At 31.3% G+C, this 22,567-nt stretch carries 18 protein-coding genes; 13 read left to right on the top strand and 5 right to left on the bottom strand.

What is annotated here, in order from left to right; genetic code table 11:
* Positions 1-39: 39 nt before the first annotated feature.
* Positions 40-684: a hypothetical protein gene (locus tag CLCY_RS09130; RefSeq protein ID WP_048570824.1), complete on the bottom strand. Its 645-nt coding sequence runs from the start codon at positions 682-684 to the stop codon at positions 40-42.
* Between the two features lie 96 nt (positions 685-780).
* On the opposite strand from CLCY_RS09130, the gene surE reads away from it, so the two are divergent.
* The 6 genes from surE to CLCY_RS09160 all read left to right on the top strand — a co-directional run bounded on the left by surE (position 781) and on the right by CLCY_RS09160 (position 7,049).
* The gene (gene surE, locus CLCY_RS09135) at positions 781-1,533 is read left to right on the top strand and encodes a 5'/3'-nucleotidase SurE (protein ID WP_048570825.1); all 753 of its coding nucleotides are present in this window, start codon (positions 781-783) and stop codon (positions 1,531-1,533) included.
* A gap of 124 nt (positions 1,534-1,657) precedes the next feature.
* Positions 1,658-2,536: a MurR/RpiR family transcriptional regulator gene (locus CLCY_RS09140; RefSeq protein ID WP_048571157.1), complete on the top strand. Its 879-nt coding sequence runs from the start codon at positions 1,658-1,660 to the stop codon at positions 2,534-2,536.
* Positions 2,537-2,665: 129 nt separating this feature from the next.
* Positions 2,666-3,889 (top strand): BaiN/RdsA family NAD(P)/FAD-dependent oxidoreductase, encoded by a 1,224-nt coding sequence (locus CLCY_RS09145; RefSeq protein WP_048570826.1) that lies wholly within the window; start codon positions 2,666-2,668, stop codon positions 3,887-3,889.
* A gap of 11 nt (positions 3,890-3,900) precedes the next feature.
* On the top strand, positions 3,901-4,554 hold the full coding sequence (cmk, locus tag CLCY_RS09150) for a (d)CMP kinase (RefSeq protein ID WP_048570827.1): 654 nt from the start codon (positions 3,901-3,903) through the stop codon (positions 4,552-4,554).
* A 4-nt stretch (positions 4,555-4,558) separates the two neighbouring features.
* A complete protein-coding gene (locus CLCY_RS09155) occupies positions 4,559-5,164 on the top strand; it encodes a lysophospholipid acyltransferase family protein (RefSeq protein ID WP_048570828.1) in 606 nt (201 codons plus the stop codon).
* The gene (locus CLCY_RS09160) at positions 5,145-7,049 is read left to right on the top strand and encodes a bifunctional 4-hydroxy-3-methylbut-2-enyl diphosphate reductase/30S ribosomal protein S1 (RefSeq protein ID WP_048570829.1); all 1,905 of its coding nucleotides are present in this window, start codon (positions 5,145-5,147) and stop codon (positions 7,047-7,049) included. Before CLCY_RS09155 ends, CLCY_RS09160 begins: the two co-directional genes overlap by 20 nt.
* A 40-nt stretch (positions 7,050-7,089) precedes the next feature.
* Here CLCY_RS09160 and CLCY_RS09165 read toward each other — a convergent pair whose 3' ends face one another.
* The gene (locus CLCY_RS09165; RefSeq protein WP_048570830.1) at positions 7,090-8,724 is read right to left on the bottom strand and encodes a putative manganese-dependent inorganic diphosphatase; all 1,635 of its coding nucleotides are present in this window, start codon (positions 8,722-8,724) and stop codon (positions 7,090-7,092) included.
* A 277-nt stretch (positions 8,725-9,001) separates the two neighbouring features.
* Here CLCY_RS09165 and CLCY_RS09170 point away from each other — a divergent pair, with 277 nt between their 5' ends.
* On the top strand, positions 9,002-11,632 hold the full coding sequence (locus CLCY_RS09170) for a calcium-translocating P-type ATPase, SERCA-type (RefSeq protein ID WP_048570831.1): 2,631 nt from the start codon (positions 9,002-9,004) through the stop codon (positions 11,630-11,632).
* 45 nt (positions 11,633-11,677) lie between these two features.
* Here CLCY_RS09170 and CLCY_RS09175 read toward each other — a convergent pair whose 3' ends face one another.
* Positions 11,678-12,079, bottom strand: coding sequence for a hypothetical protein (locus CLCY_RS09175; protein ID WP_048570832.1), 402 nt, complete (start codon positions 12,077-12,079; stop codon positions 11,678-11,680).
* 219 nt (positions 12,080-12,298) lie between these two features.
* Between CLCY_RS09175 and deoC the strand changes: the two genes are divergently transcribed.
* A complete protein-coding gene (gene deoC, locus CLCY_RS09180; protein WP_048570833.1) occupies positions 12,299-12,967 on the top strand; it encodes a deoxyribose-phosphate aldolase in 669 nt (222 codons plus the stop codon).
* Positions 12,968-13,030: 63 nt separating this feature from the next.
* On the opposite strand, the gene CLCY_RS09185 is transcribed toward deoC, so the two are convergent.
* Positions 13,031-14,374 carry a nucleobase:cation symporter-2 family protein gene (locus CLCY_RS09185; protein WP_048570834.1) on the bottom strand — a complete coding sequence of 448 codons (1,344 nt, stop codon included), beginning with the start codon at positions 14,372-14,374 and terminating at the stop codon, positions 13,031-13,033.
* Between the two features lie 413 nt (positions 14,375-14,787).
* On the opposite strand from CLCY_RS09185, the gene CLCY_RS09190 reads away from it, so the two are divergent.
* Positions 14,788-17,163 carry a Lon protease family protein gene (locus tag CLCY_RS09190; RefSeq protein ID WP_082141778.1) on the top strand — a complete coding sequence of 792 codons (2,376 nt, stop codon included), beginning with the start codon at positions 14,788-14,790 and terminating at the stop codon, positions 17,161-17,163.
* Positions 17,164-17,199: 36 nt separating this feature from the next.
* On the opposite strand, the gene ychF is transcribed toward CLCY_RS09190, so the two are convergent.
* The gene (gene ychF / locus CLCY_RS09195; protein WP_048570835.1) at positions 17,200-18,297 is read right to left on the bottom strand and encodes a redox-regulated ATPase YchF; all 1,098 of its coding nucleotides are present in this window, start codon (positions 18,295-18,297) and stop codon (positions 17,200-17,202) included.
* Positions 18,298-18,494: 197 nt separating this feature from the next.
* Here ychF and yfmF point away from each other — a divergent pair, with 197 nt between their 5' ends.
* From yfmF to rsmH, 4 genes are all read left to right on the top strand, one after another.
* Positions 18,495-19,775, top strand: coding sequence for an EF-P 5-aminopentanol modification-associated protein YfmF (yfmF, locus tag CLCY_RS09200; protein ID WP_048570836.1), 1,281 nt, complete (start codon positions 18,495-18,497; stop codon positions 19,773-19,775).
* Entirely contained in the window at positions 19,756-21,033 is a 1,278-nt protein-coding gene (gene yfmH / locus CLCY_RS09205) for an EF-P 5-aminopentanol modification-associated protein YfmH (RefSeq protein ID WP_048570837.1), read from the top strand. Before yfmF ends, yfmH begins: the two co-directional genes overlap by 20 nt.
* A 144-nt stretch (positions 21,034-21,177) precedes the next feature.
* Positions 21,178-21,609, top strand: coding sequence for a division/cell wall cluster transcriptional repressor MraZ (gene mraZ, locus CLCY_RS09210; protein ID WP_048570838.1), 432 nt, complete (start codon positions 21,178-21,180; stop codon positions 21,607-21,609).
* Positions 21,610-21,622: 13 nt separating this feature from the next.
* Positions 21,623-22,555, top strand: coding sequence for a 16S rRNA (cytosine(1402)-N(4))-methyltransferase RsmH (rsmH, locus tag CLCY_RS09215; RefSeq protein WP_048570839.1), 933 nt, complete (start codon positions 21,623-21,625; stop codon positions 22,553-22,555).
* Positions 22,556-22,567 lie beyond the last annotated feature (12 nt).

The raw sequence follows: 22,567 nt of genomic DNA on the forward strand, positions 1-22,567 counted from the left end.
GTTTAAGTACCCTAAACTTATAGGTATAATAGTATAAGTTTAAGCATTACACTTAGTATGAACATAGATTGTATGCTCTTTGTTTGTAAGGTATTTTATTGTTTTGATTTTTGATGGAACTTTTATTTGGTTTCCACACTTTAAACAGTAGTAATTGCCACTATATATATAATCATAGGAACTCGTTATATCTATAGAAGAGTGTTTTTTCCAACTCTTCCATGCAGTTTTGCAGAGTTTTTCCCTTGATTTAAAATCTGCAAAAACCCATTTAATAAGTCTATGAAAGTGAAAAGGATATTTGGTATAGTCAAGGTAATCAAGTGGAATCCCAAGACCTACGCAGTAATCAGTAAAGGTTTCTTCGATGATGTTTTGAAGAGGCTGATCAATTTTTCCACTTGTAAAGTTATATCCATTTTCTTGTAAGTATTTTCTAGCTGAGTTAAACATGTATCCTTGACATATTTCTATAGGTTCATCCTTAGAAACTAATAGCTCATTAAGGCCTCTTTTTATTATTTTAGTTGAGTAATCATTGTATTTCTTATCCTCGAAATAAGGGGACTTAAAGTATTTTATAGGAATTACTTCGTAGTAGTAATCTCCTGTTTCTACACGCATTATTCCTATAACGGTACCACCAACTAGGCTACCACTTCCAGCATCGTCTATTTGTATCATAAATGTCATCCTTTCTAAAAGAGGGGAATGTGTATATATTTATTATGTATAAAAAGGCGAGAAAATATTTAATAAATTTAAAAGGAGTGTATATAAGTGAAAATTCTTATAACAAACGATGACGGTATAAATGCAGAGGGCATTAAATTTCTTGCAATGGAACTTGAAAAAGAACATGAGATAATTGTTATTGCGCCAGATACAGAGAAAAGTGCATGTAGTCATTCAATTACACTAAAAAATACTTTATATCTTAAGGAAGCATTTATAGATGGTATATCTTCTAAGTGCTACAGCCTAAATGGAACTCCTGTTGACTGCGTTAAAATAGGAATAGAATATATTGCAAATGATATAGATTTAGTTATTTCAGGAATAAATTTTGGATCTAATCTTGGAACCGATGTTTTGTATTCAGGAACTGTTTCTGCAGCTATTGAAGCTGCAATTCAGAAAAAACCTTCTATAGCAATTTCTTTAAGAATTCAAGATAATTTAAATGATAGATTTAAAGTAGCTGCACAATATGCTAAAGATATTGTAAATAGGGCTATACTAAACAATCTTAAAAGTGATGTTGTGCTAAATGTAAATGTCCCTGATATACCAAAAAATGAAATAAAAGGAATTAAGGTTTGCAATTTAGGAAACAAAATTTATCAAGGATGTTATAAAATCATAAAAGATGAAAATGGAAATGAAGGGTATAGTACCTGTGGTTATCCGAAGGATGATGTAACGGATAATACAGATGTATACTATATAGGAGAAGGATTTGTTACTTTAACACCACTTCATTATGATTTAACAAACTTTAATATTATTAATGATGTAGCTAAATGGGTTTAAAGAATATGACTTAATTCTTGCAAATTAAATGAAAAAATGCTAAAATTATATTGCATTTTTTAAATAATTTAATCATTACAATCTAGAAATATTATACCGCATCAAAAAGGATGGTTGGATGACTATGGAACAAAATAGACAGGATTTAATGAAGCTTATTCAACTTAAATTTTCACGATTAAGTAAAGGACAAAAACTAATAGCAGAATATATATTAAAACACTATGATAAAGCAGCTTTTATGACAGCTGCAAAGCTTGGACAGACTGTAAATGTTAGTGAATCAACAGTTGTAAGGTTTGCTAATGAATTAGGCTTTAGTGGTTATCCAAAACTTCAAAAAGCACTACAAGAAATGATAAAGACAAAGCTTACATCTGTACAAAGAATAGAACTATCAAGTGATTATATGAGTGAAGAAAATGTACTAAAAAGTGTTTTAAAGGCTGATATGGAGAATATAAGGGCTACTCTTGAGAAGATTAATGATTCAACTTTTGAAGATGTAGTTAATTCTTTATTTAGAGCTAATAGAATTTATATAGTAGGGTATAGAAGTTCACAAGCACTTGCAGACTTTTTAGCATTTTATTTGGGTCTTGTTCTCGATAATGTAAGATTAATTTCAAATGGAGTTAGTGATGTGTTTGAGCAGCTTCTAAGAGTAAAAGAGAATGACGTTGTTATAGGAATAGGATTTCCTAGATACTCAAGTACTACTGTTGAAGCTTTGAAATTTGCAAGAAGTAAAAATGCCGAGGTAGTAGCTATTACTGATAGTCTTTTATCTCCACTAGCCTCAAGTGCAGATTATACACTTATAGCTCAAAGTAACATGGCATCATTTGTAGATTCTCTTGTAGCACCTTTAAGTGTTATCAATGCGCTAATTGTAGCAGTAGGAATAAGGGAAAAGCAAAAGATATCAGAAACCTTTGAGACACTAGAAAATATATGGGATGAATACAATGTGTACACATATAAAAATAAAAGTACTATATAATTGAAGAATTAAAAGCAAGGGATACCCCTTGCTTTTAATTCTTCAATTTTTATAGGATTTGTGGTATTGTAAATATAGTTTTTTATGTTGAATTTTATACTTGTTAGGATATATATAAAGGAGAAAAAAATGAAAAAAGTTATTGTAGTTGGAGCGGGTCCTGCAGGAATGATGGCAGCTATTAAAGCTGCTGAAAAGGGACAAAAAGTTACCTTAATTGAAAAAAATGATAAGCTAGGTAAAAAGATGTTTATTACTGGTAAAGGTAGATGTAACGTTACAAGTAATAAGGATATAGAGGAAATAATAAAAAATATACCTGGAAATGGGATATTTATGTACAGTTCCCTTTATACATTTACCAATCAAGATGTAATGGATATGATAGAGGCTAAGGGCGTTAAGCTTAAGGTTGAAAGAGGAGATAGGGTATTTCCTGAATCAGATAAATCAAGTGATATTATAAAGTGTTTTGATAAGTATCTAAGAGAAAATAAGGTTGAAATATTATTTAATACTAGGGTTACTGATATTTTAGTTAAAGATAATAAGGTTTGTGGAGTTCAAGTAAATGATGACAGTAAGTTATCCTGTGATAGTGTGGTTTTAGCAACAGGAGGTAAGTCATATCCACTAACAGGATCAACAGGTGATGGTTATAAAATATTAAAAAAACATGGTCATACTATAACTGATATAAAGCCTTCGCTGGTACCTTTAGTTACAAAGGAGAAATGGGTAAGTGAAATTATGGGACTTTCACTTAAAAATGTTGAAATAAATATAAAACATAAGGGAAAAAGTATATATAAGGACTTTGGAGAAATGCTTTTTACTCACTTTGGATTATCAGGGCCACTAGTACTTTCAGCAAGTAGAAAAGTAAGTGATATTCTACCAAGTGAAGTAGATTTTTTTATAGATTTAAAGCCTGCATTAACAGAATCAGAACTTGATAAAAGAATAATGAAGGATTTTGAAAAGAATAAAAATAAACAGTTTAAAAATTCATTAGATGAGTTGTTACCTAAGAAGTTAATTCCAATTATTATAGAAATCTCAAATATAGACGAAAATAAGCAAGTAAATGCAATTACAAAGGAAGAGAGAAGAGCGCTTTTACAAACAATAAAAGGCTTTAAACTTACTATTATTTCTACAAGACCTATTGAGGAGGCAATAGTAACAAGAGGAGGAGTAAGCATTAAGGAAGTGGATCCATCTACAATGGAGTCAAAAAAGATTCAAGGATTACATATAGCTGGAGAACTTTTAGATGTTGATGCTCTAACAGGTGGCTTTAACATGCAAGTTGCGTTTTCAACGGGATACTGTGCAGGAATTAATAGCTAGGAGGGAATACAATGGAATCAATAGTTGTTGCAGTTGATGGACCTGCTGGTGCAGGAAAAAGTACAATATGTAAATTAGTCGCAAATAAATTAAATCTTGAATATATAGATACAGGTGCTATGTATAGAGCACTGACTTTAAAGGTTCTTAATAAAAATATTAATGTAAACAGTGTAGAAGAAATTATGAATATTTTAGGCAATACAAAAATAGACCTTATAAATAGAAGTGTTTTTTTAGATGGGAAAGATGTTTCAGATGAAATAAGAACTCCATATGTAAGTGAAAATGTATCATCTATTGCTAAAATATCAGAGGTTAGAGATGTTTTGGTAAAAATGCAGCGAGATATGGCAAATGAAAAAAACGTTATTATGGATGGTAGAGATATAGGGTCAAGGGTACTTAAAAATGCTACACTTAAAATTTTCTTAACTGCGAGTGTAGAGGAAAGAGCAGAAAGAAGATATAAGGAATTTAAGAATAAGGGAATTTTAGTTAGTTTAGAAGAGGTTATAAGAGACATAGAGGAAAGAGATAGAGTAGACTCTACAAGAGAGGTGACACCACTAAAGAGGGCAGAGGATGCTGTTTTGGTAGATACTACAGGCAAAAGTATAGATGATGTTGTAGAGGAAATTATAGCTCTTATTAAAAGGGGGTAGAGAATTGCTTTATTCGATTGTAAAATGTGCTGTAAAGCTATATTTAATGTTTAGATATAGAATTAAAGTAAAGGGACTTGAAAACATTCCTAAAGGAGGAGCTGTTTTAGCAGCTAATCATCTAAGTAATTGGGATCCTGTTGTTTTGGTTGTAAGCTGCCCAAGAAAAGTATCCTTTATGGCTAAGGCAGAACTTTTTAGTAGTAAACTTGGGAAGTGGTTTTTTACTAATACAGATATGATACCAGTTAAAAGAGAAGTTGCAGATCTTAATGCTGTTAAAACAAGTATAAAGTATTTAAAGGATGGAAAGCTTCTTGGTATATTTGTTGAAGGAAGAAGAGTTAAAGAAGGTGAGGACTCTGAGGCTAAAGGAGGAGTTGCAATGCTTGCTATAAAAGCTAAAAAGCCTGTAGTTCCAGTTTGCATAGAGTCTAGTTTTAAAACTTTCTCAAAAATAAATGTGATATATGGTAAACCTATTGATTTACTTAATAATGTAGAAGGTAAATTAACTAGCGATGATTATAAAGAGTTAGGCGGTATGGTTCTAGACAAGATTAGGAGCTTAAAAAAGGAGGGTACAATTAATGGAGATCATAGTAGCTAAAAGTGCAGGGTTTTGTTTTGGAGTAAAAAATGCTTTAGAGAAGGTTAATTCTTTAAATAAAGAAAAGGAAGTTAAAACCTATGGACCTATAATACATAATAAACAAGTAGTTGAAGATTTAAGACAAAAGGGAGTTACTATTTTAGATGACTTATCCAATGCTCGTAAAGGTTCAAGTGTTGTTATAAGATCCCATGGCATATCTAAGGCGGAATTTAAAGTTCTCGAAGAAAGAGAAGTAGATATAGTTGATGCTACATGCCCATTCGTTAAGAATATACATAGAATAGTAGAGAAAAAGTGCAATGAAAACTATAAAGTTGTAATTATAGGAGACGAATCTCACCCAGAGGTAAAGGGGATTAGTGGTTGGTGCAATAATGCTTTTATTATCTCAAAAAAAGAAGAAGTTAATAATTTAAAAGGCGGCAAATTATGTGTAGTTGCTCAAACAACATTTGATAGAGAGAAGTGGAAAGAAATAATATGTAGCATTATAGGAACTTCCAAGGAAATAGTTATTTTTGATACTATATGTAGTGCAACAGATGAGAGACAATCTGAAGCTCGTGAAATGTCAAAGTTAGTTAATTTAATGATAGTAATAGGTGGCAAGGACAGCTCTAATTCTAGAAAGCTTTATGATATAGCTAATAAAACCTGCGAAAATGCTATCTTTATTGAGACAGAGGAAGAACTTGACTTAAGTCTTATTAAAGGCTGTGATAAAGTAGGTATTACAGCAGGAGCATCAACTCCTCAGTATTTAATTGATAGGGTTATAAAAAAGATTAAAGGACTTGAGGTTGATATAAATGTAGAAAAACAGATGGAAGAAATTAGCGATGAGGATTTTGACATGTATTTTAGTAAAATGGAAAATGTACATGTTGGTTCAAGAGTAAAGGGAACAATTATACATGTAGGAAACAAGGAAATGTACGTTGATATAGGCTACAAGTCAGATGCAGTACTTGAAATTTCACAGGTACCATCAGTAAGCGAGAATTTCGAAAATTATTTCTCAAAGGGAGAGATTATTGAAGCTGATGTTGTTAAGCTAAACAATGGAGAGGGAAATGTTCTTTTAAGTAGAGTTTCTATAGAAAAGGATAATGAAATTGAAAAAATAAGAGTATATGAAAAGTCAGGGGAAGAAATAGAAGTTAAAATATTGGAAGAAATTAAAGGTGGATATAGAGCAAGTTTCAATGGATTTAGAGTATTTATGCCATCATCCCTTTCAGGGGTGAAAGACTCTAGTGAAATATTAAACAAGAAAGTTAAAGTAAATATTAGTGAAATTAAAGAAGATAGAAAAGATATTCAACTAGTTGTTTCAAGAAAAGAAATTCTTGAGGCAGAAAAAGAAAATAAAATAAGAGAAACATTTGATAGTTTAGTCGAGGGAAAAAAGATATCAGGTACTGTTAAGGCTATTATAGAACCTGGATTATTTATTAATATAGGAGATGTAGATGTTTTTGTACCAAAAGCAGAAGTATCTTGGTCTAGAAATCTAAATATTAAGGATAAATACAGGGAAGGAACTAGAGCTGAGGCTGTAATCCTAAGGGTAGATAATGAAAATAAAAAGGTTTCTGGTAGTATAAAAAGGCTTGAAAAAGAACCATTTGAAAATATGCTTCTAAAGTATAAGGAAGAGGATATTATACCTGTAAAGGTTCTAAGATTTACTGATTTTGGGGTTTTTGTAGAAGTGGTAGAAGGTGTTGATGGTCTTGTTCACATATCAAAGATATCTAAGGATAGAATAAATAGACCAGAAGAGGCTTTGAAAATAGGTCAATCAGTTAATGCTAAAATAATTAAAATTGATGAAACAACTAAAAAAGTTGAATTATCTATAAAGGATGCAAATTAAATAGTAAAAAAGGCTACTGAATTTTTCAGTAGCCTTTATATTATCTTTCTATAACAGTTGATATAGGTGGTACTAGTTGTTTCTTTCTTGAAACAACACCAGGAAGATATGCACTAGTTCCTGATACATCTATATTAAATGCACTAGCAAGTATATCTTTATTTGGTCCAACAAATAAAAGTTCAGAACCTTCTTTAATTATATCAGTTAAAGCTAGAGTAACTATACTGTAGTTTTTATCATTACAAAGTTTTTCCATAAACTTTAAGATATCAGTCTTCGTATCACCTAGACCATCTATATCCATAGTATTAACTTGGCCTATACCTATCTTATAGCCTGATAGTGAGAAATCTTTAAAGTCTTGATAGAATATTTCCTCAGGTGTTTTCCCCTTAAGTGAAGTTCCTGCTTTAAACATTTCCATAGCATACTCATCTATATTAATTCCAGCTATTTTAGCTAGTTTAGTAGCTATTTCTATATCAATATTAGTACATGTTGGTGATTTGAATTTTAATGTATCTGAAAGTATAGCTGAACACATTAAACCAGCATATTCCTTTGATGGTTCAATACCATTTTCAAAATACATTTTTGCAATAATAGTACAAGTACAACCAACTGTTTCATTTCTAAAGTAAATTGGTTTTGCAGTTTGTACGTCAGCAATTCTATGATGATCAACAACTTCTAAGATTTCAGCATCATCAATACCAGCAACAGACTGAGATTTTTCATTGTGGTCTACAAGAATAAGGTTCTTTTTGTTTTGTGTTATTAAATGATATCTAGAAATAAAGCCCTTTATCTTACCACAAGAGTCTACTACAGGATAACTTCTAAATCTAGTTTTAGTCATTTGTTCCTTAACATCATCTAAAAACTCATAGTCTTTAAATGACACTATATTATCAAGTTGCGTAGATATATATGATATAGGAATGCTTTGATGTATATATTTTGAAGCTGTAAATGTATCATATGGAGTACTTATAATAACTGTACCATTAGATTTTGCTTCCTCAATAATCATAGGATCTACGTTGAATGCACCTGTAACAATTAAAACTGAAGCTCCATTTTGAATTGCAGCTAGTTGATTTGTATCAACATTACCAGTAATTACTATATCACCTTTATTGATGAACTTTTTAGCATCATCTGGGTACATTGCAATAATTACAACTTCACCTGAAATTTCACCAAGGTCATTTCCAGAAATTACAGTACCCTCAAGGGTATCTATAATGTTTTCAATGGTTACATTGCTTTTTGAAAGTACGTTTGTTTCAAGTGTTCCAATATACTTTTCAGCCATATCAGAAAGAGTAGTTATACCTATAAGTTTTTTGTCTTCATCTGTTATAGGTAGGATTTTAACTTCCTTCTCATTCATTAACTTAAAAGCTTTTTTTACTGTAGCACTAGGTAATATAGTTTCAGCGCCATCAAGTTCAAGCTCTGAAAGTTTTGTTTTAACAGTTTCAAGATACATTGGAGCTTCAACACCGAAGTAGTCTAGTACAAATTGAGTTTCACGACTAACATCTCCAAGTCTAACAGCCTTTGCTTCATAACCTAGTTGTTTTTTTAATTCAGCGTATGATAAAGCTGAACAAATAGAATCTGTGTCTGGACTTTTATGTCCTGTTATGTAAATAACATCTTTCATTTATACGGTCACCTCCGAAATAACTACAATTCATTATAAACAATTATTTAAAAATGTAAATATTTGAAGACAAGATTAATTAATCTTTATAAATATTTAGCATATAACTTTAATAGTCTTAAAGTGTAGGAATTATCAACATTGAGAGATAGTAGCCTAACGTCCTAATTATAACATAAGGACTAAATTTAATACACTTTTTTTATAAAAGTTTACTTCTAATTTAGAAGTTTACTTAATATAAATAAGAATAAAGTATTACGGGAGGTGTAAGTTAATGAGATTAGAAAAAGTAGATGCCCTTGAGCATGAAAGTATAAGCTTAGATAAGGGACTAACATCTAAAGATGCACACAAAAGACTAGAGAAGTATGGTTATAATGAGCTTGAAGCCAAAAAGAAAATATCTGCGATAAAAATCCTTATTGCACAGTTTAATGACTTTATGACATGGATTTTACTTGGTGCTACACTAATATCTGGATTCATGGGAGAAAAAGCTGATGCTGTTACGATATTAATTATAATTTTAATAAATGCAATATTAGGATTTGTTCAGGAATTTAAAACAGAAAAGTCACTAGAGGCGCTCCAAAGTTTAGCATCCCCAACTGCTAATGTAATAAGGGATGGTAAAATTCAAGCGATTAATGCTAGGGAAGTTGTTCCAGGAGACATTTTAATAGTTGAAGCCGGGGATAGAATAGCAGCGGATTCTGTATTAATAGAAGGGTTTGGGGTTCAAAGTGATGAGTCTATATTAACTGGGGAATCTGTTCCAGTTGAGAAATTTGTACATAAAGGTAATTCAAATATTGGAAATAAAAATTCACTATTCATGGGATGTACAGTCATAAGTGGTAGAGGAAAAGTAAAGGTTATAGCAACAGGTATGAGTACTGAAATGGGTAAAATAGCAGACATGCTAGGTGAAATAGAAACGAAACAAACACCACTTCAAGAAAAATTAGATCATCTTGGTAAAGTACTTGTTGTAGGATGTTTAGTAGTTTGTGCTGCGGTAACAATAACTGGGATTATAAGAGGGGAAGATGTATACAGAATGTTCCTAGTTGGAGTTTCACTTGCAGTTGCAGCAATTCCAGAGGGTCTTCCAGCTATAGTTACGGTATCACTTGCACTTGGAGTCCAAAGGATGATGAAGAAAAAAGCTCTAGTTAGAAAATTGCAAGCTGTTGAGACCTTAGGATGTACAAAGGTAATCTGTTCAGATAAAACAGGTACTTTAACACAAAATAAAATGACAATTAAAAAAATATATACAATTGATAATTATTATGAAGTATCAGGAAGTGGGTATGACATAAGTGGTAACATTACTAAAAATGATTCAAGGGTAAACCTTCTAAGTGATTTAACTCTAAAAAGAACTTTAGAGTGTGGAGTTGTTTGTAACAATGCCTCAATATCTGAACCTAAAAGAGGTGGGGTACCAAGTTATGTTGGAGATCCAACAGAAATATCATTTGTTATCCTAGGTGAAAAAGCTTTTGGAAATAGAAATTTAGTTAAAAATCAATTTAGAAGAATAAAGGAAAATCCATTTGATTCTGATAGAAAAATGATGTCAGTGTTATGTGAAGAAAATGGTAATAAAAGAATGTTTTCAAAGGGTGCTACCGAAAGAGTACTTTCAAGATGTACATATGCACTGGTTAACGGGGAAGTTGTAAAAATAAATTCTACTTTCAGGGAAAAGGTTATAGAGGCTAGTAATAAAATGGCTGAAGAAGCATTAAGAGTTTTAGCTTTAGCTTATAAGGATGCTGATTCTATAGTAGAAGATAACCTTATATTTTTAGGACTTGCTGGTATGATAGACCCACCAAGGGAAGAGGTTAAGGATGCTATACTTGAATGTAGACTTGCTGGAATTACTCCTGTTATGATAACTGGAGATCATAAGCTTACAGCACAGGCTATAGCAGATAAACTAGGAATGATTGAGAAGGATAGCATGGTTATAACCGGGGAAGAACTAGATAGAATGAGTGATGCTAAACTTGATAGTGTTATTAATAAAATAAGAGTGTTTGCAAGGGTTAGTCCTTCACATAAATACAGAATAGTTAAGGCATTTAAGCGCAAAGATCAAGTTGTAGCCATGACAGGAGATGGTGTTAATGACGCGCCTGCTATTAAAGAAGCTGATATTGGAATTGCAATGGGTATTCAAGGAACTGATGTAACAAAGGAAGCATCATCTATGATACTTTTAGATGATAATTTTACAACTATAGTTGAGGCGGTAAAAGAAGGAAGAGTTATTTATGACAATATAAGAAAGTTCCTTAGATATTTACTTGCTTGTAATATTGGTGAGGTATTAACCATGTTTATAGCATCTTTAATGTCACTTCCTATACCACTTTTACCTATACAAATACTTCTTGTTAATCTTGCAACTGATGGTCTTCCTGCTATGGCACTAAGTCTTGAAAAAGGCGAAAAAGATGTTATGATGAGAAAGGCAAGAAATAAAAATGAAGGTATATTTGCAAATGGCCTTTGGAGCAAGATTGTTTTAAGAGGGGCTCTAATCGGAGTTTCTACAGTTGTAGCATTTGCAGTAACATTAGTCTATGCTGATGGAAATCTTAAAATGGCAAGAACAGTTGCACTATGTACCCTTGTTATGTCACAGCTTTTCCATGTATTTGAGTGTAAATCTGAAAGAAACTCTGTGTTCAAAGTAGGTCTATTTACTAACGTCTATCTAATATTAGCAGTAATATCATCATTTGCTCTTTTAATGTTAATAGTATATACACCATGGATGCAATCTATATTCCATACACAAGGTCTAGGCATTTTAAATTGGGGTGTAGTACTTCTTCTTTCAGGAGCAATATCATTAATATCCAGTTTGTTTTGGTATAAAAAATAAAGTATAATAATTAGAAAACTCCTTAGATTAATCTAAGGAGTTTTTTTATCTATATTGTCTTTGTTGAACCTTTTTTATCTTTTGATCCACTTTAATAAGATCAGATTTGTTAGTAAGATTACGTATATTTACTACTGATATAACATCACTATTTTCCTTGCCTTTTTTACCCTTGATACCTTGAACTATAACAGAATGTCCTTGGGAAAGGTTCATAAATCCTGGCATCTTAAACCATTTTTTAACTTTGTATTGACACCTAACAACTGATTTAGTTCTATCAAGCTTTATAACTATATCAGCTGTAAATATGTTAAACATCCAAAGAATAGTTTTAGTTGTAATTTTTACGCTAAGCACATGTCCTTGGACTTGAGTAATTCTATCACCATACTTTTTGTAGTATGCATCTGCATACTTTTTAGAAATTGTCTCTTTGAAGCCCATATTTTCAATCTCCTTTATATGTAATTTTTATAAAATATAAAACGATACCACTTTAATTATAACATATTTTTATATAAATTTTACTATATATTTTTAAATTAAATGGAGTAGCACATGGAAAGCTTAAGATGTTATTATATTGTTCTTTATGTTATATTTTATGTATTAATATTATAAAATATAATCGTTATCTATTATTTAAGTGAAGGGAGAATTGCTTTGAAAAAGGAAGATATTAAAGAATTTATAGATCATACACTTTTAAAGCCTGAAGCGACATTAGAGGAGGTAAAGGCTTTATGCAGTGAAGCTAAGAAAAATGGTTTTGCAGCGGTCTGTATTAATCCTTGCTTTGTATCTCACGCAAGGAATGAACTAGAAGGAAGTAAAGTAAAGGTTTGTACGGTTATAGGCTTTCCCCTAGGAGCATCTACCTCTAAGGTAAAAGCATTAGAAACAAGGGATGCAATTGAAAATGGAGCAGATGAGGTTGATATGGTAATAAACATAGGACGTCTTAAAGAAGGAGATATTGACTATGTAAGAAGTGATATAAATTCAGTTGTTTTTGAGGCAAGAAATAAAGCTGTTGTTAAAGTAATAATTGAAACATCCCTATTAACAGACACGGAAAAGGAAATAGCATGTAAACTAGCTAAGGAAGTAGGAGCAGATTTTGTAAAGACATCAACAGGCTTTTCAGGTGGAGGTGCAACACTTGATGATGTAAAGCTTATGAAAAAAGCTGTAGAAGGATCATTAAAAGTTAAGGCATCAGGGGGAATAAGAAGTTATGAGGATGCTATAAATATGATAAGTGCTGGAGCAGATAGACTTGGGACTAGTAGTTCGCTTAAAATAATTGGGATAAATAATGAAGAAAAGTAATATTAAAAAAGGACTAGCTTTTAGCTAGTCCTTTTTTGTAGGTTTGAAAAGTTAAGTATTATTTTAGTGTCCACCAACACTTTCTGTAATACCTTCAACCTTATTTTTGTTAAGGTCTTTGTAATTAAATACTATGTTAAGAACTATAGCAAGTATACTTGCTGTAACTATTCCATCTTCTAGGAACATTTTGATACCGTGTGGAATGTTCACAAGTGCAGCTGGAGCGAATTTGAATCCAAGACCAATACCCATTGATATAGCGATTGTTAGAAGATTTCCTTGTTTTGAGAAATCAACCTTTGATAGTATCTTCATTCCTGATACTGCAACCATACCAAACATTGCAAGTGTTGCTCCACCAAGAACTGAAACTGGGATTGCTGTACCTAGAGCTGCGAACTTAGGAATAACTCCTAGTATAGCTAGTATGATACCTGCTGTTACACAAACGTAACGGCTCTTTATACCTGATAGTGTAACTAGTCCAACGTTTTGAGAGAAAGTAGCATATGGGAATGAGTTCATAACACCACCCATGATCTTTGTTATACCTTCAGCTCTGATACCTCTTACCATATCTTTTTCTGTAATTTCTTTGTCACATATTTCTCCAAGTCCTATAAATACACCGATAGCTTCAATTGTTGTTACTATAGCAACTAAGCATAATGATACAATTGCATCTACTCTAAATTCTGGCATTCCGAAGTAGAATGGTGTTACTATTTTGAACCAACCAGAGTGTGCAACTTCATCAAAGTTAACCATTCCCATGAATGAAGCAATAATAGTACCTACTATAAGTGCGATAAGGATTGATATAGCTTGTAAAAAGCCCTTAAAAAATCTGTTCATTATGATTACAACGATTAATGTTACTCCTGCAAGGAATAAATTTTCAAGACTTCCATAACCAGGACTTTTAGCTCCGCCTGCAGCATTGTTTATAGCTACAGGGAAAAGTGATAATCCAACTGTTGTTATAACTATACCTGTAACAAGTGGTGGGAAAAACTTAGTAAGTTTTCCGAATAACCCTGCAATAAGCCATATAAACAAACCGGAAGCTATTACAGCACCAAATACTACTGGAAGAGTTGCATCTTTTCCAATTGCAACCATTGGACCTACTGCAACGAAGGAACATCCTAAAACAACAGGAAGTCTTATACCGCAATACTTACCAATTCCAAGAGCCTGTACTAATGTTGCTAGACCACAAGTAAATAAGTCAGCTGCGATAAGATAAGCTAGATGTTCAGTATCAAGTCCCATCGCGCCTCCAAGAATTAGTGGAACCGCCAAGGCACCTGCATACATTGCAAAAACGTGTTGAAATCCAAGCGGAATCAGTTTACCAACAGGCAGCTTTTCATCAACTGGGCTAATTTTTTTGTTTTCCATATCTTCGTCCTCCTTCAAAATATGATTGGTTCACAATATATAGGTCATAGGTATTACCTGATTAAAGAATAGGTATTACCTTCTAACTATGTCTTGGCTAAATTTTATAATATTCTGATAAGGATGTCAATAAAAAAATATTGAAATATTAAGATAATTGTTAATATTATAAAAAGAATTTTAAAATTTAGTGACAAGACCTATACTTTTATATTTATGATTTATAGAAGTATTTATACTATTTTCTAGATAAATAGATAAATTCCTATTATAAAAAGAAATATTATGTAACACATGTTAAGTTTTGTAAATATCATAAGTAATAAAGCTTTTAGATTTAAAAAAACTTAAAAATTCATGGCTTAATATTAATAGTTATGAATATTATATATTAAGGCAAAGGAGGGATAGTATTGCATTATAAGAAAGAGCTAACATATAAAGACCTTTTGATGAATTTTGATTTTTTGCCAGAATTTAAAGATACAAGTGAGATAAGTGGATATAAGGGTATAATTGGACAAGATAGAGCAATTGAGGCCGTAGAGTTTGGCCTTTCTATTTATAGAAAGGGGTACAACATGTATGTATCTGGAAGTATGGGAACAGGGAAGAGAAGTTATATTCTTGATAAGCTTAAAAGGCATGCAAAAGAACTTCCTACACCACATGATTGGTGTTATGTATACAACTTTCACGATCCCTATAAGCCAAAGGCATTAAAACTAAATTCTGGCACAGCATATAACTTTAAGGAGGATATTGATGAGCTTATAAATCTTCTTTATAAAGATGTGCCAAAGAGTTTTTCAGACCATATTTATGAAAGAGAAAGAAACGATATTATTGATAAATATAAAAAAATGATATCAAAGGTAGTATCAGTACTTCAGCAAAGAGCAGGAGAAAATAGTTTTAAGGTTAAAAATACTTCCGATGGATTTGCTTTTGTGCCCATAAGTGGAAATGAAGAAATGAGTGAAAAAGAATATGATGAGCTTGAGGAGGATAAGAAAGAAGAAATAAATTCTAAAGTATCAGAACTAAAGCTCGTGGCACTGGAAGTAATAAAGAAGACTAAAGAAATAAAAAAAGAAATGGCAAATGAACTAAAAGAACTTGATACTAAAGTAGCATTAACTATAATGGATGATTCAATAAAAAATCTAAGAAAAGTATATGGATATAATGAAGATATACTAGATTATATAGAAGATTTAGAGATTGATATAATAGAAAATATTGATATTTTTATTGACTACGAAGATGAAAAGGATTCAGAAGAATTTGATGAAAGTTTTTTTAAAAGATATAGTGTTAATGTTTTCATAAGTTCAAGAGATGTAGAAGGAGCCCCTGTAATTTATGAAGAGCAACCAGAATATAGTAGCTTGATTGGAAGTATAGAGTATGAAAATAAGCAGGGAAGCTTAGTTACAGACTTTACAATGATAAAGCCAGGAAGTTTGCATATAGCAAATGGTGGATATATTGTGCTTGAGGCAGAGGCACTTCTAAAAAGCTATGGAGGTTGGATAGCACTTAAAAGAAGCTTAAAAACTCAAAAGGTATCAATTGAAAGTCTTCAGAGTTTAAAAAATCAATATGATATTATATCACTAACAAATTTAGAACCTGATGAAATACCATTAGATATAAAAGTTGTTCTGCTAGGAAGCCCCTATATATATTATCTTCTTTACAACAATGATGAGTACTTTAGAGAATTTTTTAAGGTTAAGGCAGAATTTGATGAGGAGATAAAAAATTGTTCATCAAACTCTTTGAAAATACTAGGTTTTATATCTAATTACTGTGAGGAAAATAATATACCTCCTATAACAAGAGATGGGGTAAAAGAAATTTTAAGGTATTCGTGTAGAAGTGCGGACAGTAGAAATTATTATACTGGGAGAATGGAGAAAATAGTAGACCTTATAGAAGAGGCCGCAATATTTTCTAAGGAAAATAAAGAAAAGCAAATATCTAGAAAGAATATTAAAAATGCTCTTAAAAATATAGAAAGAAGACATGGAATATACAAAGATAAAACAATGGAAAGATATGAAGAAGGCAAGTATATTGTAGATACAAAGGGTTACAAAGTAGGTGAAATAAACGGCTTATCTGTTATAGATATCGGTGATTTTAGATTTGGAAAACAAAGTAAAATAACGGTTTCAACTTATGCCTCTAGAAGTGGAATTGTTAATATTGAAAGAGAAGTTGATATGAGTGGGAATATTCATAGCAAAGGGGTACTGGTTTTATCAGGATACTTTAACGAAACATTTGGGAAAACAAATTCTATTAGTTTTGGGGCTAGCATATGTTTTGAACAATTATATGGTGGAGTAGACGGAGACAGTGCTTCACTTGCAGAATTAATAACATTAATATCAAGTCTTTCAGATATACCTTTAAATCAAGGAATAGCAGTCACAGGATCTGTAAATCAAAAGGGTATAGTTCAACCAGTTGGGGGATTGAATGAGAAAATAGAGGGATTCTTTGAGGTCTGCAAAAGGTTTGGTCTTGATGGAAGTCAAGGTGTAATATTACCAAGTAGAAATGTGGCAGAACTTATTTTAAGTGATGAAGTAATTGAAGCCGTTAAAAATGGTCTTTTTCATATTTATCCTGTTGAAAGTATAGATGAATGCTTTAACATTATTTGTTCAAAGGAGTTATGTAATAGTAATCAAGGAAAGGCCTATGAAAGTATTAAAAATAGTGTTATGGATAAATTAAATTTATATAAAAAAATATTCAGTTCAAATAGCAAGTAAAAAAAGCTACTAAGGCATGCCTTAGTAGCTTTTATACTATACATTAAATCTAAATTCTACAACGTCTCCATCTTTCATGATGTATTCTTTACCTTCAAGTCTAACAAGTCCCTTTTCCTTTGCAGCAGCTTCTGAACCTGAAGCTAAAAGATCATCAAATGCAACTACTTCAGCTCTGATAAATCCTCTTTCTATATCAGAATGAATTTTACCAGCAGCAGCAGGAGCCTTTGTTCCTGCCTTAATAGTCCATGCACGAGTTTCTTTAGGTCCCGCTGTTAAGTAACTTATAAGTCCAAGTAGGCTATAGCTTGCCTTTATTAATCTGTGAAGTCCTGGTTCAGTTAAACCATAGTCAGCTAAAAATTCAGCTTTTTCATCTTCCTCAAGTGTTGAAATTTCTTCTTCAACCCTCGCACATATAGGAATAACTTCTGAACCTTCAGATTTTGCATATTCTATAACCTTTTTAAGATATGGGTTTTCATCTGAACCATTAATTAAATCATCCTCTGAAAGATTGGCAGCATAAAGAACTGGCTTTGATGTTAAAAGGAATAAATGTTTTATTAATTCTCTTTCGTCATCAGTCATTTCCATAGTTCTAGCTGGTTTTTCGCTTTCAAGGTGAGCCTTTAGTTTTTCGCAAAAATCCATTTCTCTTTGAGCAGTTTTGTCACCTGATCTTGCAAGCTTTTTAGTTCTATCTATTTTCTTTTCTATTGAGTCTATATCAGAAAAAATAAGCTCAAGATTTATTGTTTCAATATCTCTTATTGGATCAACTGAACCATCAACATGAACAATGTTTCCATCATCGAAACATCTTACAACATGAACAATTGATTCAACTTCTCTAATATGTGAAAGAAATTTGTTTCCAAGACCTTCGCCTTTACTAGCTCCTCTAACAAGACCTGCTATATCATAAAATTCTATAGCAGCAGGTAGTATTTTTTGTGATCCGTAAATTTTCGCAAGTTCATTAAGTCTATTATCAGGTACACTAACAACTCCAATATTTGGCTCTATAGTACAAAAAGGGTAGTTAGCTGATTCAGCTCCAGCCTGTGTTATTGCATTAAAAAGGGTACTTTTACCTACGTTAGGTAACCCAACTATTCCAAGTTTCATCTATTATCTTCCTTTCAAGTGAATGTCAAATAAATTATAAACTATAGTTATGTATCCTTCAAGTTAAAAGCTTTCGAATGTTCTAATATAAGATAATTTATTTTAAGTTTTTGAGTCCTTTTAAAAGCTATTATAAGGAATACAAAGGTATGCTTAGGGGAAGGTTAAGTATAAATAGTTTGGTATTGGAGGTTCACATGAATATTATTAAAGAGAATTTAGCGAAAAATAAAGAAGTTTATCTTATTAAAAATAAATCTATGAAATCCATAATTGTATGGTTTATGTTTTATATGCCCCTAGATGAAAAAGCATCAGAGAATGCTCTTATTTCTAATATTTTACTTAGAGGTTCAAGAAAGCACCAAAGTAGTCGTGAAATATCAAAATTTTTAAATGCTGCCTATGGTTCAATTATAGGTACAGATATTAATCTAAAGGGAGAGGTATATACGCTAGGGGTTCATTTAAATTATATAAATCCTAATCTAGAATTTGTTGAAGGTGATATAACAAGGGATATGCTTAAATTTTTAGAGGAAGTAATTTACCACCCATTAGAGGAAAATAATAAATTCAAAGAGGAATACTTTCAAACTGAAAAGCAAAATCTTCTTATGCAGCTAAAGGGTAAGGGAGATAATAAGGAAAGTTATGCATTTGATAAAACTATAGAAGTAATGTGTGAAGGCGAGGCCTATTCTATTGATAAATTAGGAAAAATAAGTTGGATAGAGTCTTTGACAAATGAAAAGTGCTACCAAAGATATAAAGAAATTATAAAAGATGCGCCCCTTAAAGTTTATGTAATGGGAGATATTGAAATGGATTCTTTTACTTCCACATTAAAAGAAATATTTACATTTAATAATGCTAAAGATCTAGAAGTTAATATTAATCATAAAGAAGTTGAAAAGGTAAAAGAAGTCTTTGAGGATGTGGATACGAATCAAGGAAAACTTTGTATGGGATTTAGAACCTCTATAGATCTTAATTCTAAGGAGTTTGCTGCACTAACTATTGTTAATAGATTATTTGGTGGGGGAGCAGATTCAAAACTATTCATTAATTTAAGGGAAAAGGAAAGTCTTTGTTATACAATTTATAGTACCCTTGAAAAACATAAGGGAATGATGTTTGTAGCATGTGGAATAGATTCATCAGTTAAAAATATAGCGAAAGAAAAGATAATAGAAACACTTAATAGTATAAAAAATGGAGACTTTACAGATGAGCACCTTTCAATATCTATAGCAGGAATGATGCACAGTTTAACAAGTATTAGGGATAATAAATATACATATATAGCTTATCTTCAGGGATTAAATATATATGGTGCAAAATATAGACTTGAAGACTTATGTGAAAGTCTTAGTAAGGTTACAAGGGATGAGGTAATAAAGGCAGCAAATACATTAACTCTTGATACTGTATATTTTTTAGGTAGAGGTGAAAAAAATGAAAATGAAAAAAAGTAGTATAGAAAAATATTATTCCTACGTAACTTCAAAGGGGCTTAAAATATCGATTGTTAAAAGGGATAATTCGTCATCATTTCATATGGCTATGCTTGTGAATTTTGGTGGAGTAGATACGAATTTTATTACTTTAAAGAATAAACAATACATAAAAACTCCAAAGGGAATAGCACATTTTTTAGAGCATAAGATGTTTGAATCTAAAAATAAAGATACATTTGAAAGATTTTCTAAGCAAAGTGCTAGTATAAACGCTTATACAAATGGCACTGCTACTGTGTATTATTTCTCTTGCACAGATAAAATAGATGAAAATATTAAGCTTTTCCTAAACTGTTTATCAAATCCATATATTACACCTGAGAATGTTGAAAAAGAAAAAGGAATTATAATTCAAGAAATTAACATGTATCAAGATAATCCCTCTTCTAAAGTATATGAGAACTTACTTAAAGGAATGTTTCATAGAAATCATATTAAGTATGATGTTGCAGGAACAAAGGAAGATGTAGAATCAATTACATTTGAATCCTTAATGACCTGTTATAACACTTTCTATAATTGTAGGAACATGGAATTAGTTATAGTTGGTCAGGTTGACCCTGAAAGGATATTTAGTCTTATAGATTCTATTGAAGGTTTTGGAAGTGGAGATAAAGCTCTTAAGATATATCCAAGTGAAATTATGAAGGTTAAAGAAGAAACTATAGAAGAAGTTATGCCTGTAGTTGATACTAGGTTTTTAATAGGATTTAAGCTTGATACAAAGGGGCTTAAGGGAAGAGAAATACTTAGAAAAGAAATTATGTATAATATGATTTTAGAATATTTATGTGGTAATATGTCACCTTTTTTTGAAAGACTATATAATGAAGCATATATTGATTCAAGTTTTGGTTACGGTGTCAATCTTCATAGTAAATTTGCTTTTAATGTATTAGGAGGTGTTTCAAGAGATCCTAAAAAAGTTTTAGATGAGTTTTACAAGGATGTATACAAGTTAATAGGGGATGGAATAGAAGAGGATGGATTTAATAATATTAAAAAAATGATGTTAGGAAACTATACAAGAATATTTGATGATTCATTTTCACTTTTAAATAATATTATAAGTACTAAAAATAAAGGTGGATGCTTTCTTGAGGTAATAGATATAGTTAAATCTATTGATATCTATGATTTAAACGAGGCTCTCAATCAAGGTTTTGGTAAAGACAGAACTACATTATCTATGATTAAGCCATTAAATTTAAAATAAAGAATTTAATTTAATTATTTTTTTAATTAAATTCTATAGTTTTTGTTAAATTCTATAGAAGGATTCAAAGTTTTATTATAGAATATATATTAGGTGGTTGTAAGTGGTTGAAAGTGGAGCGAAGGGTTTAAATGGGGGATTAAAATGTTTATAGGTGAATACCAACATGCTCTTGATGCTAAAAACAGAATAATAATCCCAGTAAAACTTCGAGATGAATTAGGAAGTCCTTTTATAATGACAAAGGGACTTGATGGATGTATTTATGCTTATCCTTTACCTGAATGGAAAATACTCGAGGAAAAGCTGAAAAAGCTTCCTTTAACAAATAAGGATGCAAGAGTGTTTGTTAGATTTTTCTTTTCAGGTGCTACTGAAGTTGATATAGATAAACAAGGGAGAGCGCTTTTACCACAAAATCTTATAGACTATGGTAACATAACCAAGGAAGTTATAACCATTGGTGTTTCAAATAGAGTTGAAATTTGGAGCAGGGAAAAATGGTTTGAATATAATGATCAAAACATAGATTTTGCTGCTATTGCAGAAAAGATGGGTGAACTTGGCATGTTATAGAAAGGTGATACAAATGAATTTTAAACATGTTTCAGTACTATTAGAGGAATGTATTAAGGGACTGAATATTAAGAAAGATGGAATTTATGTCGATGGTACTATGGGAGGGGCGGGTCATTCTTCGGAAATCATAAAAAGATTATCTGATAATGGGCGCCTTATAGGAATAGACCAAGATACTAACGCACTTAAGGCTTCAAAGGAAAGACTTAAGGATTATAAAAATGTAGAGTATGTTCATAGTAACTTTTGTAGGGTGAAAGAAGTTCTAAGAGAACTTAATATACAAAAGGTTGATGGAATTCTTTTAGACCTTGGAGTGTCTTCACATCAATTAGATGTACCAGAAAGAGGTTTTAGCTATATGCAGGATGCACCACTTGATATGAGAATGAATAGAGATTCTGCATTTTCAGCAAGGGAAGTAGTTAATGAGTACTCCCAAAAAGAGCTTCATAGAATAATTTCAGAATTTGGGGAAGAAAGATGGGCCTCAAGAATTGCTGATTTTATAGTTAGGGAAAGAGAAGAAAAGGAAATAGAAACAACCTTTGAACTTGTAGAAATAATAAAAAAAGCAATACCAGCTTCTGCAAGAAGAGAGGGGCCACATCCTGCTAAAAGAACTTTCCAAGCAATTAGAATAGAAGTAAATAAGGAAATAGATATTTTAGAGACTGCAGTTAAGGATTGCTTAGATGTTTTAAATGAGGAAGGAAGACTGTGTATAATAACTTTCCACTCATTAGAGGATAGAATAGTAAAAAATACATACAAGAATAAGGAGAATCCTTGTACATGTCCACCAAGCTTCCCTATGTGCGTATGTGGAAGTAAAAAAGAAATAAAAGTGATTACTAGGAAACCAATAGCACCAAGTGAAGAGGAGTTAGAAGTTAATCCAAGATCAAGAAGTGCTAAATTAAGAGTAGCTGAAAAGCTTTAAGTTCTAAATAGT

Origin of the sequence: Clostridium cylindrosporum DSM 605, from assembly GCF_001047375.1 — a bacterium.
GTDB classification, from domain to species: domain Bacteria; phylum Bacillota; class Clostridia; order Clostridiales; family Caloramatoraceae; genus Clostridium_AB; species Clostridium_AB cylindrosporum.